This is a genomic window from Miniphocaeibacter halophilus, assembly GCF_016458825.1.
Lineage (GTDB): Bacteria > Bacillota > Clostridia > Tissierellales > Peptoniphilaceae > Miniphocaeibacter > Miniphocaeibacter halophilus.
Genome location: NZ_CP066744.1, coordinates 1,824,123 through 1,838,713, shown reverse-complemented (window position 1 = coordinate 1,838,713; position 14,591 = coordinate 1,824,123). Strand labels below are relative to the sequence as shown.

The following is a 14,591-nucleotide window of genomic DNA, read 5'->3' as shown; positions in this document are numbered from 1 at the left end:
TTTTCCAGCAATTAGTAATATCTTAGAAGCAGCCGCTTTCCAAGCTTTTTTACAATCAAAGCTTGAATTGTTTTAGCTGCTGCTTTATTAGCACTCGTTAAACCCAATTCTTTTTTCATACAATTCCAATCGCCTGCCCTATACATGCTTTTTAAAGTATATTCTTCTTTGGCTTTATTAATATAATATTCTAATTCTTTAACTTCATCAGTATTTCCATAATGTTCTTTTATTAAATCCATATTGAAATCAACTATAGCACCATCTTTGTCAAAAATAGCAGCTTTTTCGTATAAAAACTCTAATTTTTCAGCTACTTCATCTACTAACTTCTCATCGATTTGTTCTTCTTGTGTTGAACTAATAGATATTTCATTACTGTTATTAACATCATTGGAAGCACTAGCAATAACTGGGGTTATACTTGATAAAATCATAGTTGTTAATAGTAACATAGATATTATTTTTTTCATTTTCATTTCATCTCTTTTCGTTATATTTTTATCATTCGCTTGAGCTTTTCTAATATAACATTTTATTTTTAATTTTAACATTACAAAATCCTAACATTTATTAACAACTAACTATACCCTTAACCACTTATAAGTTAAATAATTAATTATTTATTTATTGATTGGTTATTTACATAAAAAAATATGTGGAAATTAATCCACCTTATCTTCTTTAATATCTATTCCAAGTTTTATAGGTTCTGCTTCTATCATGTAATTTTTGTTTTCTCTTAAAGTATTTTCAATCACATTGGTTAAATATACTTCTGTATTTCCTCTTATATCGTTTAAAATATCTATGGTATCTTTACCTAATTGTCCTTGTATTTCATTAAAGGCGTTATTAAATACTTTACCTGCATTTTCTTTGTTCCATCTACCATCTTTCTTTAATTCATCTACAACTGTTTGAATATATTTTCCTGTTGTATTTACAACTACATCTTTCACCTTGTTAATAACTTCCTCATTGGTTTTTAGTACTGCTTGAACCTTATCGTTCTTGATTTTCTTAACAGTGTCAATTACAAATGTAATACCCATAGCGACTATAGCTACTGCAGCTAAAGTTATTGTTCCACCAAATATTTCAAATAAATTTATATCCATTATCATTCTCCTTTATGCTACTTTTTGTTTTTTAATAAATTCCGTTACTTTTTCTTATGTTTCTTCTCTATCTTTACCTGCTAATGTAATATCTGCTGAATGTGATGTTCCTCCACCTATATGGATAGGCTACACTAAATAGAAAAGTTTTATACCAAACATGATAGAATCTAAATAATACAAACAAGGAGCGAAATCATGAGCGGTAAAGGTAAGAGATATGATAGTGCAATTTATAAAAAGAAATTAAAAGATAATGTGTGTCTGTTTTATCGGTGTTAGAGAACATAGATAATTCTCCAGAGTCTGTAATATTAGAATCCGTACTTGAAGGAATGAGTGAATATTTTTCTAAAAACTTATCTCGTGAAGTTAAAAAAGGTCAAAATGAAAATGCATTAAAATGTAAGTTTAACGGAGGAACTCCCCCGCTAGGTTATGATATTAATGAAGATAATGAATATGTAATAAACGAATATGAATCATTAGCAGTTCGTCTAATATTTGGAATGTATCTTAATGGTTATGGTGACATAATAAAATAACTAAACAAAAGAGGACATTTAACTAAAAGAGGAAACTGTTTTGGCAAAAATAGTATATATGAAATTTTAGGAAACGAAAAATATACAGGAACTTATGTTTTCAACAAACATCCTTGGAAAATAAATGGAAAACAAAATAGAAGAGTGAAACATAATGAAAAAGATATAATTAGAATTAAGGGCGGTATACCTGCTATTATATATGAGGAGGATTTTACAAGAGTGCAATAAATTAGAATGGCTAATAAAATAAAAGGGTCTAATAAAGCAGACCATATATATTTATTAAGCGGAATAATGTATTGTGGAGTATGTGGTAGCAAAATGTCTGGTCTACAAAGGCATTATCATAGAAAAGACGGGAAAGTTATCACTAGATACTATATTTTGTACTGATAAAAAGAATAAGAGTTCTAAGTGCACTTTAAGGTCAATTAGAGCTGAATCGTTAGAAGAAGATATAATTAATATATTTTCAGAGACTTTATTTACAGAAAATAACATAGATAGAGTTTTAAATAGCATGAAAAAATATCTTAATAAAAATAATAATACAGATATAAATAAATTAAAAAAAAATTATTTAAAACCAATGCTGAGATAGAAAACTTAATCAACGCTATTTCTAGTGGAATAAATAGTTCTACAATGGTTGATAGAATTAATGAGTTGGAAAAGAAAGAACAAGCTCTTAAAACTCAAATTAGTACCGCAGAGATAAAAATAAATGCAAAATATTCCGATGATGAAATAAAAGAGTTTTTAATGAAGCACAAAAGATTTGAAGATTTCTCAAGACAGGATAAGAAAAAGATTTTACAATTATTTATAAATAAAATTGTTGTTTATCCTGAAAATGTAGAAATCCACCTAAATCTTATTGACTTAGATGGATTTAAACTACATAATAATGGCAGGGACAAGAGGATTTGAACCCCTGACATCCGGTTTTGGAGACCGACGTTCTACCACTGAACTATGCCCCTTAATAATACTTTATTAGTATAGTATATTATTTTTTTTATGTCAACTATATTTCATATTTAAAATTATAACTTAGGAAAAGCACCAAAGTGCTTTCCCTAGTTATTATTACATATATCCCATTCCGCCTGGCATTCCACCACCAGCTGCTGCCACTGGGTCTTCTTCTGTTACATCTGCTACAGCTGCTTCTGTAGTTAATAACATAGCTGCAACTGATGAAGCATTTTGTAATGCTGATCTTGTTACTTTTGTAGGGTCAACAATACCTGCTTCAATCATATTTACATACTCTTCTTTATAAGCATCAAAGCCCATTCCTTTTTCTGATGCCTTTACTTTTTCTACTATTACAGAACCTTCTAAGCCTGCATTAATAGCTATTTGTTTTAATGGTTCTTCTAAAGCTTTTAAAATAATATTAACGCCTGTTTTTTCATCACTTTCAACTGTATCTAATAATGTTTCTATTTTATCAAGTACATTTATATATGCTGTACCACCACCAGAAACTATACCTTCTTCAACTGCTGCTCTAGTAGCTGCTAAAGCATCTTCTAAACGTAATTTTCTTTCTTTTAATTCTGTTTCTGTTGCAGCTCCTACTTGAATTACAGCAACTCCACCAGATAATTTTGCCAAACGTTCTTGAAGTTTTTCAGTATCAAATTCTGATTCTGTATTTTCAATTTGTTTTTTAATTTGTGAAACTCTATCTTTTATAGCTGAATCTTCACCAGCTCCGTCAACTATTACTGTATTTTCTTTTGAAACATTAACTTTTCTAGCAGATCCTAACATATCGATAGTTACATCTGAAAGTTCATAACCTAAATCTTCACTAATTACTTCAGTATTTGTTAAAATTGCTATATCAGCTAGCATTTCTTTTCTTCTATCGCCAAAACCAGGAGCCTTTACTGCTACACAATTAAATGTACCTCTTAATTTATTTATAACTAAGGTTGTCATAGCTTCGCCTTCTACATCATCTGCTATGATTAATAAAGGTTTACTTGCCTTAACTACTTCTTCTAAAACAGGAAGAATGTCTTGAATATTTGTAATTTTTTTATCGGTAACTAAAATTAATGGATCTTCTAATTCTGCTTCCATTTTATCTGTATCAGTTACCATGTAAGGTGAAACATATCCTCTGTCAAATTGCATACCTTCTACAACTTCTAATGTAGTTCCCATGCTTTTTGATTCTTCTACTGTTATAACTCCATCTTTTCCAACTTTTTCCATAGCTTCTGCTATCATTTGTCCAACTTGGTCATCTGCAGCGGATATTGCACCTACTTGAGCAATGGACTCACTAGTTTCAACCGGAATTGAAATATTTTTTATTTCTTCTACTGCTTTATCAACAGCTTTTTTTATACCTTTTTGTAAAACCATTGGATTTGCACCGGCTGCTAAATTCTTAATACCTTCTCTAATAATAGCTTGAGCTAATAAAGTTGCAGTTGTTGTACCATCACCGGCAACATCATTTGTTTTTGTAGCTACTTCTTTAACTAATTGAGCTCCCATATTTTCGTATGGATCTTCTAATTCTACTTCCCTAGCAATAGTAACCCCATCATTTGTAATTAGCGGTGATCCAAATTGTTTGTCTAATACAACATTTCTTCCCTTTGGACCTAATGTAACTTTCACTGTATCAGATAATTTATTAACACCATCAATTAAACCATTTCTAGCGTCAACACCAAATTTAATTTCTTTAGCCATTTATATTCTCCTCCTTATTTACTCAACAATTGCAAGAACGTCTTCTAACTTTACTATTATATATTCTTCGTCATCTAATTTTACTTCTGTTCCTGAATATTTTGAATAAATTACTTTATCTCCAACATTAATTTTTATATTATTTTCATTATTTTCAATAGCTTTAGAAACAGCTACAACTTCAGCTACTTGTGGTTTTTCTTTAGCTGAACTAGGCAAAACGATGCCTGAACTTGTTTTTTCTTCAACTTCTACCATTTTAACTACTATTCTCTCACCTATTGGTTTAAGTATCATTTAAAAAGCCTCCTTAAATTATTAGTTATCGTATTAGCACTCGTTATTATTGACTGCTAATAATTACTATTATATAATAACCCATTTGAAAAATTTTTTCAAGTATTTTTACTTTATATTGAATAAATATTTGATGACTAAATAGAATAGTGTTATCATTTATTAACAAGCAGTAACTATGTTTCAAATTTAAATTTCAGAAAGGATAAAAAATGAAGGACAGTACAAAAATTGAAATTGCAAATGCCATAACCCATGGAATAGGTGTTATTCTAGGAATAATATTTCTATTATTGTTGGTTATCCCTAGTGCAAAAGAAGGAAATACTTTAAAAGTAACAGCCTTTTCCATTTATGGTGCTTGCTTTATAACCATGTTTTTAAGTAGCACTATTTACCATTCTATTACAAATGAGAAAGCAAAAAAAATTTTGAGAGTTTTAGATCACTCCTCGATATATCTTTTTATAGCAGGTACATATGTTCCAATTATTCTTTTGGTTTTAGAAGGACCTTTAAGAATAATTTTACTAGTTCTAATTTCGATTTTAGCACTTACCGGAATATTTTATAAAATTTTCACTTATGGAAAATATGATAAATATAAAAGATTATCTACTATTTTATATATAGCTATGGGGTGGATTGCTGTATTCTTTATTAAACCTATTATTAATTCAACTTCACCTATGTTTTTCTTTTGGATTCTCTTAGGTGGATTATTGTATAGCGGTGGTACTTATTTCTATAAAAGCGACTCAAAATATGCTCATGTTATTTGGCATTTATTTGTTTTAGCTGCTGCTATTACTCAATTTATTGCAATTTATTTCTATTTATTATAGTTTTTTTTTAATTTATTGTATTGCAGTGGACTTCTCCCAATCTAAACTTCATTTTTCTTGGAAAGTCCTTGCATTTTCTACTATTAAAGTTATTTCAAATAAACAAAAAGACTAATCTTTTTTTGATTAGTCTTTTATAAATTCTTCCAAATCATCTTCATATATTATTTGTACACCTAGTTCTTGTGCTTTTGTAAGCTTACTTCCCGGGTCCGTCCCAACTATAACAAAATCTGTATTTTTAGAAACTGAAGAGCCTGTTTTCGCACCTTTTTCTTTAAATATTTTCTCTAGATCCTTTCTTTTATATTTTTCAAAGGAACCGGTAATTACTATTCTTTTTTCATTGAATTTTTCACTTGATACAATAGATTTTTCTTTTGGATTTTCAATTTTTATTCCCTTTGATAATAAACTTCTTATTCCATTTACTATTTCTTCATCATGAAAAAATTCTACAATTGCCTCTGCAGTAATTTCACCTATATCATCAACCTCTGTTAATTCTTCTACAGTTGCTTTTGATAGATTTGAAAATTCTTTAAATTTTTTAGCTAAATCTTCGCTAGTCTTTATTCCTACATTAGGTATTCCAATAGCATATATGAAATTTTCCAATTTTACATCTTTGCTTTTTTCAATAGCTGTAAGTAAATTATTTGTTTTCTTTTCTTTGAAACCTGGAATTTTTAAAAGATTATCTGCTGTTAAATCATATATTTGAGAAATTTGTCTAACATTTAAAATATCCAACATCTTCTCTATGGTTTTTTCACTTAAACCATCGATGTTCATCGCATCTCTTGAAGCAAAATGAACAAGTCTACTAACTAATTGAGGTTCGCAACTCATAGAGTTTGGACAGAATATATGAACTCCGTCTTTTATTAAATCCGTATGACAATAAGGGCATTTTGTAGGTAATTCAATAGGAGTAGTTTCCCTGCCGTCATCTATAACTCCTAATATTTCCGGTATAACATCATTTGAACGTCTAATAAGCACCCTTGAATTTAATTCTACTTTTTTTCTCAATATATCATCATAATTATTTAAGGTCGCTCTTTGAACTGTTACATCACCAATTTCTACTGGTTCCAGTATTGCTGATGGAGTAACTTTTCCAGTTCTTCCTACATTCCAAACTACATCTTTTAAGATTGTACTAACTTCTTCAGGTGCAAATTTATATGCTATTGCCCATCTTGGAAATTTATTAGTATATCCTAATACTTCTCTGGTTTTTAAATCGTTTATTTTTATAACGGCACCGTCTGTTAATATGTCAATGGTTTTTCTGTATTCATCTATATAGTTAATTGTTTCTTCTATTTCTTCTAAATTTTTTGCTATTCTAAAAAATTTATTAACTTTAAATTTATTTTCTTTTATAAAGTCAACCATTTCTAATTGACTTGAAAATTCTTTTCCTTCAATGTATCCAATATTGTAAAAAAATGCTGTTAAGTGTCTTTTTTCAGTTTCTTTTGGATTTAAATTTCTTAAAGCACCTGCTGCTGCATTTCGTGCATTTTTTAATTGTATTTCATTGTTTTTATTATAATTATCAAGTTCGGACAAGGGCATTAACCCTTCTCCCTGTACTTCCATAAGCCCTTTAAAGTCTATTTCTAAAGGAACTGATCTAATAGTTTTAACTTGAGGTAAAATCTCCTCTCCTACAGTTCCATTGCCCCTAGTAGCTGCCATTTGAAGTTTTCCGTTATTATAAGTTAAATTAATTGTTAGACCATCAAACTTTAACTCTATAATATATTTTAATTCCGGTAGTTTATCCTCATTTATGGCGTTATAATTACTTACCATTTTCTCACATCTAACTACCCAATCGTTCAATTCACCAAAAGTTTGAGCTTTATCTAGACTATATAGGGGATTTATATGATTATGCTTTACAAATCCTTCTAAAAGCACCTCCCCTACTCTTTGAGTAGGAGAAGTGTCTTTTACATACCCTGTTTCTTTTTCTAATGCTACTAATTCGTCATATAATTCATCATATTCACTATCTGAAACAATAGGTTCATCTAAAGTGTAATAATGATAATTAAGTTCTGTAACTCTTTTTATTAATTCTTCTATTCTAGATATTTTATCCATTATAAAATCTCCAAAGGTGCTAAATTTTTATTTAATCTTTTTATACCCTTTCCGTCAAAAGAAATTACTAGTTCATCTCCATCACTTTTTTCTGTTATGGACACTATTGTACCAATGCCAAAAGATTTGTGTTTTACCTTCTGTCCCATTTTTAAGTCAATTCCTTCTAAGGTCTTCTTAGTTTGTTTTGGCTTTTTGTAAAATGGCTCTCTTAAATCATCAGCCATACTTTCAACAGATGAAGAATAACTCTCTCTAAAATTAGTATCAACTATAACCTTTGGTTTTTCTTCAAAAATATTATCTTTCATTTCATCAATAAACCTCGATTCCTCCTTAATTATAGTTTTTCCAAACACCCTTCTTGAACTGGAGCTTGTAATAAACAATTTTTCCTCTGCCCTAGTAACTGCAACATAACATAATCTTCTTTCCTCTTCAAGTCCATCTCTTTCATAAATAGATCTTTCACTAGGAAATAACCCTTCTTCCATACCAGTTAGAAAAACAATTTTATATTCCAGTCCCTTTGCAGCATGGACCGTCATTAAACTTACACCCTTTCCTTCTTCATCGGTTTTGTCTACATCGGACAATAAACTGACTGAAGCCAAATAATCCTCTAGGGAAGGAGCTTCTGCATTTTTTTCATAATCCATAATAGCAGTAATAAATGAGCCTAGGTTTTCTATTCTGGTTTTATCCTCTCGTAATTTTGATGCCTTTAGCATACTTAAATATTCAGACTTTTCTAAAACCAATTCTACAAATTCTGAAACAGAATAATTGTTTATTTGTTCTTTCAAGTTTTCCATCATAAATAAAAAAGACCTTAATTTTGCAGCTGTACCTTGTGCAACCATGTGAAGTATGTCTCTTTTAATTAATTCATATATGGAAATTCCAAGATTGCTGGCTTCTGTCTCCAACTTTCCAATTGTAGCGTCCCCAATTCCTCTTTTTGGATAATTTATAATTCTTTTTAAGGAAATATTATCATCCTGGTTAATTATAATTTTTAAATAGGCTATTAAATCTTTTATTTCTTTTCTATCGTAGAATTTTAGTCCACCAACTACATGGTAGTTTATACCTTCTCTTAATAATGTTTCCTCAAAAATACGAGATTGAGAATTTGTTCTATATAAAATAGCCATGTCTTCAAATTTATAATGATTATATTTTAAATGTTCAATCCAATTTGTAACAACAATTGCCTCTTCTAAGTCCGAACCTACTCTTTTATATATTACATCTTCACCTTCATCGTTTTCGGTCCATAAATCCTTGTCTTTTCTTTCTTCATTATTTTTAATTACAGAATTTGCAACTTTTAAAATCTTCTTTGTTGACCTATAATTTTGTTCAAGCAAAATAATTTTTGCATCTGTAAAGTCTTTTTCAAAGTTTAAAATATTTGTAATATCCGCTCCACGCCATCCATAAATAGATTGGTCACCATCGCCTACTACGCAAATATTGTTATTGTTTTTTGTTAAAAAACGAATTAGATTATATTGACTTTTATTTGTATCTTGGTATTCATCAACAAAAACATATTTAAACCTACCTGAATATTTTTTTGCAATATCCGGGCAAGTTTCAAATAATTCTAAAGTTTTTAAAATCAAATCATCAAAATCTAAAGAATTGTATAGTTTTGTTTTTTTCCCATATTCTTCAAATATTTCACCAAATACTTTAAGTTGAGGATTGTCCTTGTATATATTATCTAAGTATTCCCTACCTTCTCCAATATTTTTCGTATTACTTAATACCGATAAAAAGGCGTTAATTGGAAATTCTTTAACATCTAAGTTTTTTTCTCTTAAAATTTCCTTAACTAATGAAATTTGGTCTGCCCTGTCGTAAATTGTAAAATTGGATGTATATCCTATATGGGTTATTTCTCTTCTTAATATTCTTGTACAAATGGAATGAAAGGTTCCAATCCACATATCCGATACATCATATCCTAATAAGTTTTCAACTCTATTTTTCATTTCCGATGCTGCTTTATTAGTAAAGGTAATTGCTAATATTTCATATTTATTGCAAAGTCCTTGTTCTAAAATATATGCAATTCTAGTAGTCAAAACTTTTGTTTTTCCACTACCGGCTCCTGCTAGTACCAATAAAGGTCCTTCTGTATTTATAACAGCTTCTCTCTGTTTTGTATTTAAATTATCTAATAAATTCATTACTACTCCCATTTTTAATCAAAAAAATAAGGCCTAAAAAGGCTTATTTTCAAAATATATTAGCAAAAATCTCGCTTCTTTCTATTTATTATTATACCATATATCGATTTTAAAATAATAGAATATAAGAAAAAAAGAGGTAATTTTATAACCTCTTATTGTAATACTGTAAAGTATAATATAACTAAAATACCTAAAGCTATTCTATACCAACCGAATATTTTAAAATCATGTTTTTTAACATAGCTTATTAAAAATTTAATAGTTGCTATTGATACTATAAATGATACTAATGAAGCTACTAAAAGTAAGGTAATTTCAAATCCTGTAAATGCAAATCCAAATTTTAATAATTTAATAAAACTTGCACCAAACATAACCGGAATTGCTAAGAAGAAGGTAAATTCCGCTGCTATTGTTCTAGATAATCCAATGGAAATACCACCAAGAATTGTTGCACCAGACCTAGATACGCCCGGAAATATTCCCGCTATCATTTGAAAAACACCTATTATTATTGCAGCCTTGTATGTAATATCATTAATAGAATTAATTTTAGCAGTTTTTTCTGTATTTCTGTTTTCAACTAATATAAATAATACACCTACTATTATTAATGCTAAAGCTATTGGAATAGGTTTATGAAATAATTCCTCAAATTTATCATCAAATGGAATAATTAAGGCTGCCGGTAAACAAGCAATGACAATTTTTATCCACATTATAATTTTATTTTTATTAACTAGAATCTTTCCTTCCTTTTTTCTAAAGGGAAAAATCTTATTCCAATATATTACTACTACAGCTAAAATTGCTCCTAATTGTATTACTACTGTAAACATGGACATAAATTGTTCTGAAACATTCATCTTTAAAAACTCATCGACTAGAATTATATGTCCTGTTGAACTAATTGGTAACCACTCTGTAATACCTTCTACAATACCAAGTATAATTGCTTTTAAAATTTCTATCATATTTCACCTCTCATACATTTTTACATTATACAACAAAAAGAGCCTTTTGGCTCTTTTTTTTCTAAAAATCTGCTGCTTTAACTTCAGCCCAAATTTCACTATATACAGAATTTATATCCCTTGGATTTTTAAATATCTCCAATTTCCCTAAAGTTGATAGGTCTGGATATGCTACTTGACTGTTTTGTATTTCTTCATCCAATAATTTTACTGCCTCTGTATTCGGTGAAGAATATCCTATATATTCAGCAATTTTTGCTGCATTTTTCGGTTCTAATATATAGTTAATAAATTTCTCTGCATTTTTTACATTTTTAGCATTTTTCGGAATTGCCATAGCATCAAACCATAAATTTGTGCCTTCTTTCGGCACCACATATTTTAAATCCGGATTTTCCGACATAGCATCCATAGCATCACCGGAATAAGCCGGCGCTAAAGCAGCTTCATTATTAACCATTTGTCCCTTCATCTCATCTACTAAATAAGCTCTTACAATTGGTTTTTGCTTAATTAAATCCTTCTTTGCAATTTCTAATTCCTTAAGATTTCTACTATTCATAGAAAACCCATTTTTTATTAAAGCTATTCCTATTGAGTCCCTAGTAGAATCCATCATTATTATTTTATGTGCATATTTTTTATTCCATAATATTTCCCAAGAATCAACCTTATCATCAACTAATTTTTCATTATAGAGAATTCCTACTGTTCCCCAAAAATAAGGTATAGAATACTTTTGTTCCGGATCATACTCCATATTTAAATATTCTTTGCCAATATTTTTAATATTTGGTATATTGGCCATATTTATAGGTTGAATCATATCTTCTTCTATTAATCTTTCAACCATGTAATCAGAAGGAAAAATCAAATCATAAGTTGAACCGCCTTCTTTTATTTTCATATACATATCTTCATTTTGGGTAAATTGCTCGTAAATTACCTTTATACCCGTATCCTCTTCAAAGGATTTTAATACAGATTCATCAATATATTCTCCCCAGTTGTAGACATAGACCTTTTCCCCTTTTATCGTTTTATTATTACAACCGGACAATAAAAAAACAGATAGTATTAGTATAATTAGAATTTTTATATTTTTCAAAGAACACCTCCTATAAATTTTTTTCATCTTCAGGGTCTTTTGAAGTTTTATATACTATAAATAAAAGTATTAAAATTGCTAAAAACATTAAAGTTGATAAGGCATTAATTGCAGGATTGATTCCCCTTCTCGCCATTGAATATACCGTTACGGAAAGCGTATTAAAGCCATTTCCCGTAGTAAAATACGATACAACAAAATCATCTAAGGATAAGGTAAAGGCAAGAACCGCTCCTGAAATAATGCCGGTTTTAATTTCCGGAATTATTATTTTTCTAAAAGTATAAAAGGGAGTTGCTCCTAAGTCCATTGCAGCTTCCGGTAAAGATTTACTCATTTGTTTTAATTTAGGTAATATAGTTAAAACAACATAGGGTGTTGTAAACATTATATGGGACAATAAAACGGTTATAAATCCATTTTCCATTGAAACCAATCTAAATAAAACCATAACAGATACTGCTGTAACAATATCGGGATTTAACACAGGAATATAATTTACATTTAATACTAGGGATTTCTTCCAATTTTTCATATAGTATATTCCTATTGCTGCCATAGTACCTAAGGCAGTGGCTACTAATGTTGCTAATATTGCTATTATTATAGTATTGGAAAAGGAAGATAATATTTCCTCATTTTTAAATAATTCTTCATACCATTTTAATGTAAAGCCACTCCAGGTAGTTTTTAATTTAGAATTATTAAAAGAAAAAATCATTAGGAAAATTATTGGTGCATATAGAAATAAAAAAACTAAAAATATATAAAGATTCTTTAATTTTTTTACCATAATCCACCTCCTGTTTTTTCTTCACTACTATCGAATTTATTGGTAATCATCATAATTATTAAAATTATAGCCATTAGTACCATACTAATTGCTGAACCATAATTCCAGTCCCCTACTACTCTAAATTGATTTTCTATAACATTACCAATTAAGTTTATTTTATTACCACCTAGTAGAGCTGAAATCTCAAATGTTGATATTGCCGGAATAAATACCATTGTAATTCCGGTTATTACTCCCGGTAAACTCATAGGAAAAATAATTTTCCAAAATGTTTGCATCTGTGTTGCTCCTAAATCTGCAGACGCTTCTAATAGTGAATTGTCAATTTTTTCAATTACAGTATAAATCGGCAAAATCATAAAGGGTAAGAAATTATAAACCATTCCAACAATAATAGCTCCCTTGGTATAAATTAAATTTAAGGGCTCCATTCCAAATAAACCTAAAAAATTATTTATAATTCCATTTGTAGCTAAAATATTCATCCAAGCATAGGTTCTTAATAAGAAATTCATCCACATAGGCAAAATAACAAGTAAAATCATAATAGATCTTTTTCTTAAAGATAATTTTGAAATCCAATATGCCATAGGATATCCAATTATTAAACATACTATTGTACATACAAAGGCAATTTTTATTGAATTATAAAAAACTCTTAAATTGATTGATTTGAAAAATTTTATAAAATTATCTAAGGTAAAACCTGCTATTTCACCGGATTTTAATGCATAATATAAAACCATAATTATTGGAATAATAATAAATATAGAAATCCAAATAATATATGGATAGGCTAATTTTCTAAATCTCATTTACATTACCTTCCTCATTATATGAATATTTTCCGGAGTAATTATCATACCTATTTTATCTCCTACATTTTTAGATAATGTTGACTGTACCAAATATTTAAATCCATCTACATCTATATTCATTTCATAATGAACACCTTTAAATACAATAGATTCAACAACACCAACTAACATTCCCCTATCTTCCGGAACTAATTCAATATCTTCAGGTCTAACAACTACATCAACTTTTTCATTTTTATTAAAACCACTATCTACACATTTAAATTCATAATCTGAAAATGTTACTAGATAATCCTTATTCATTATTCCATCAATTATATTACTCTCTCCAATAAAGTCTGCAACAAAAGCATTTTCCGGTTCGTTATAAATATCTATTGGACTACCGATTTGCTGAATTATCCCCTTATTTAAAACAACAATTTTATCACTCATACTTAGGGCTTCCTCTTGATCATGAGTTACATATATAAATGTAATACCGATTCTCTGTTGGATATTTTTTAATTCAACTTGCATATCCTGTCTTAATTTTAAATCTAAGGCACCTAAAGGTTCATCTAATAGTAAAACTTTAGGTTCATTTACTAAAGCTCTGGCTATAGCAACTCTTTGTTGCTGTCCACCACTTAAGGCCTCTATATTTCTTTTTTCAAATCCTGATAAATTCACTAACCTTAACATTTCAGAGACTTTCTTGTCTATTTCCTTTTTATGCATTTTTCTTATTTTTAATCCAAAAGCAATATTTTCATAAACATTCATATTTGGAAATAAAGCATATTTTTGAAAAACAGTATTTATATTTCTCTCATAGGGAGGTATATTACTAATATTTTTTCCTTCAAAAATCACTTCTCCACTATCCGGTGTTGTAAATCCTGCTATAATTCTTAAAGTAGTTGTCTTGCCACAGCCACTAGGACCTAATAAGGTTAAAAACTCCCCTTGTTTTATATTCAAATTTAAATTATCTAATATTAAATCATCATCAAATTTCTTTGAAATATTTTTTAACTCAATAGTATTATTCATAAT

General features: G+C 28.8%; 15 protein-coding genes, 1 tRNA gene and 1 pseudogene. 5 read left to right on the top strand and 12 right to left on the bottom strand.

Going from position 1 to position 14,591, the window contains the following annotated elements; translation table 11 throughout:
* Positions 1-11: 11 nt before the first annotated feature.
* Complete coding sequence (locus tag JFY71_RS09120; RefSeq protein ID WP_243660494.1) at positions 12-554, bottom strand: hypothetical protein; 543 nt, start codon at positions 552-554, stop codon at positions 12-14.
* Positions 555-665: 111 nt separating this feature from the next.
* Complete coding sequence (locus tag JFY71_RS09115) at positions 666-1,121, bottom strand: hypothetical protein (RefSeq protein ID WP_243660493.1); 456 nt, start codon at positions 1,119-1,121, stop codon at positions 666-668.
* A 260-nt stretch (positions 1,122-1,381) separates the two neighbouring features.
* Between JFY71_RS09115 and JFY71_RS09110 the strand changes: the two genes are divergently transcribed.
* From JFY71_RS09110 to JFY71_RS09105, 4 genes and pseudogenes are all read left to right on the top strand, one after another.
* Positions 1,382-1,666 (top strand): serine integrase family protein, encoded by a 285-nt coding sequence (locus JFY71_RS09110; protein WP_243660492.1) that lies wholly within the window; start codon positions 1,382-1,384, stop codon positions 1,664-1,666.
* A gap of 12 nt (positions 1,667-1,678) precedes the next feature.
* A pseudogene (locus tag JFY71_RS12210) lies at positions 1,679-1,897 on the top strand (recombinase family protein); the annotation flags it as partial.
* A 6-nt stretch (positions 1,898-1,903) separates the two neighbouring features.
* On the top strand, positions 1,904-2,062 hold the full coding sequence (locus JFY71_RS12205; protein WP_420846422.1) for a recombinase zinc beta ribbon domain-containing protein: 159 nt from the start codon (positions 1,904-1,906) through the stop codon (positions 2,060-2,062).
* 252 nt (positions 2,063-2,314) lie between these two features.
* Positions 2,315-2,599 (top strand): hypothetical protein, encoded by a 285-nt coding sequence (locus JFY71_RS09105; protein ID WP_243660491.1) that lies wholly within the window; start codon positions 2,315-2,317, stop codon positions 2,597-2,599.
* Here the strand turns inward: JFY71_RS09105 and JFY71_RS09100 are convergent.
* The 3 genes from JFY71_RS09100 to JFY71_RS09090 all read right to left on the bottom strand — a co-directional run bounded on the left by JFY71_RS09100 (position 2,578) and on the right by JFY71_RS09090 (position 4,687).
* A tRNA-Trp gene (locus JFY71_RS09100) sits at positions 2,578-2,652 on the bottom strand. The genes JFY71_RS09105 and JFY71_RS09100 overlap by 22 nt on opposite strands.
* 106 nt (positions 2,653-2,758) lie before the next feature.
* A complete protein-coding gene (groL, locus tag JFY71_RS09095) occupies positions 2,759-4,390 on the bottom strand; it encodes a chaperonin GroEL (protein ID WP_243660490.1) in 1,632 nt (543 codons plus the stop codon).
* A gap of 18 nt (positions 4,391-4,408) precedes the next feature.
* Complete coding sequence (locus tag JFY71_RS09090; RefSeq protein ID WP_243660489.1) at positions 4,409-4,687, bottom strand: co-chaperone GroES; 279 nt, start codon at positions 4,685-4,687, stop codon at positions 4,409-4,411.
* Positions 4,688-4,899: 212 nt separating this feature from the next.
* Here JFY71_RS09090 and trhA point away from each other — a divergent pair, with 212 nt between their 5' ends.
* Positions 4,900-5,532: a PAQR family membrane homeostasis protein TrhA gene (gene trhA, locus JFY71_RS09085; RefSeq protein WP_243660488.1), complete on the top strand. Its 633-nt coding sequence runs from the start codon at positions 4,900-4,902 to the stop codon at positions 5,530-5,532.
* Between the two features lie 126 nt (positions 5,533-5,658).
* Here the strand turns inward: trhA and ligA are convergent, their stop codons facing one another.
* From ligA to potA, 7 genes are all read right to left on the bottom strand, one after another.
* Positions 5,659-7,653 carry an NAD-dependent DNA ligase LigA gene (gene ligA / locus JFY71_RS09080; RefSeq protein WP_243660487.1) on the bottom strand — a complete coding sequence of 665 codons (1,995 nt, stop codon included), beginning with the start codon at positions 7,651-7,653 and terminating at the stop codon, positions 5,659-5,661.
* Positions 7,653-9,854 carry an ATP-dependent helicase gene (locus JFY71_RS09075; RefSeq protein ID WP_243660486.1) on the bottom strand — a complete coding sequence of 734 codons (2,202 nt, stop codon included), beginning with the start codon at positions 9,852-9,854 and terminating at the stop codon, positions 7,653-7,655. Before JFY71_RS09075 ends, ligA begins: the two co-directional genes overlap by 1 nt.
* 155 nt (positions 9,855-10,009) lie before the next feature.
* Positions 10,010-10,831 carry an undecaprenyl-diphosphate phosphatase gene (locus JFY71_RS09070; protein WP_243660485.1) on the bottom strand — a complete coding sequence of 274 codons (822 nt, stop codon included), beginning with the start codon at positions 10,829-10,831 and terminating at the stop codon, positions 10,010-10,012.
* A gap of 61 nt (positions 10,832-10,892) precedes the next feature.
* Positions 10,893-11,930, bottom strand: coding sequence for an ABC transporter substrate-binding protein (locus tag JFY71_RS09065; RefSeq protein ID WP_243662160.1), 1,038 nt, complete (start codon positions 11,928-11,930; stop codon positions 10,893-10,895).
* A 19-nt stretch (positions 11,931-11,949) separates the two neighbouring features.
* Positions 11,950-12,732 (bottom strand): ABC transporter permease, encoded by a 783-nt coding sequence (locus JFY71_RS09060; protein WP_243660484.1) that lies wholly within the window; start codon positions 12,730-12,732, stop codon positions 11,950-11,952.
* Entirely contained in the window at positions 12,726-13,550 is an 825-nt protein-coding gene (locus JFY71_RS09055; protein WP_243660483.1) for an ABC transporter permease, read from the bottom strand. Before JFY71_RS09055 ends, JFY71_RS09060 begins: the two co-directional genes overlap by 7 nt.
* Complete coding sequence (gene potA / locus JFY71_RS09050) at positions 13,551-14,588, bottom strand: spermidine/putrescine ABC transporter ATP-binding protein (protein ID WP_243660482.1); 1,038 nt, start codon at positions 14,586-14,588, stop codon at positions 13,551-13,553.
* Between the last annotated feature and the right edge of the window lie 3 nt (positions 14,589-14,591).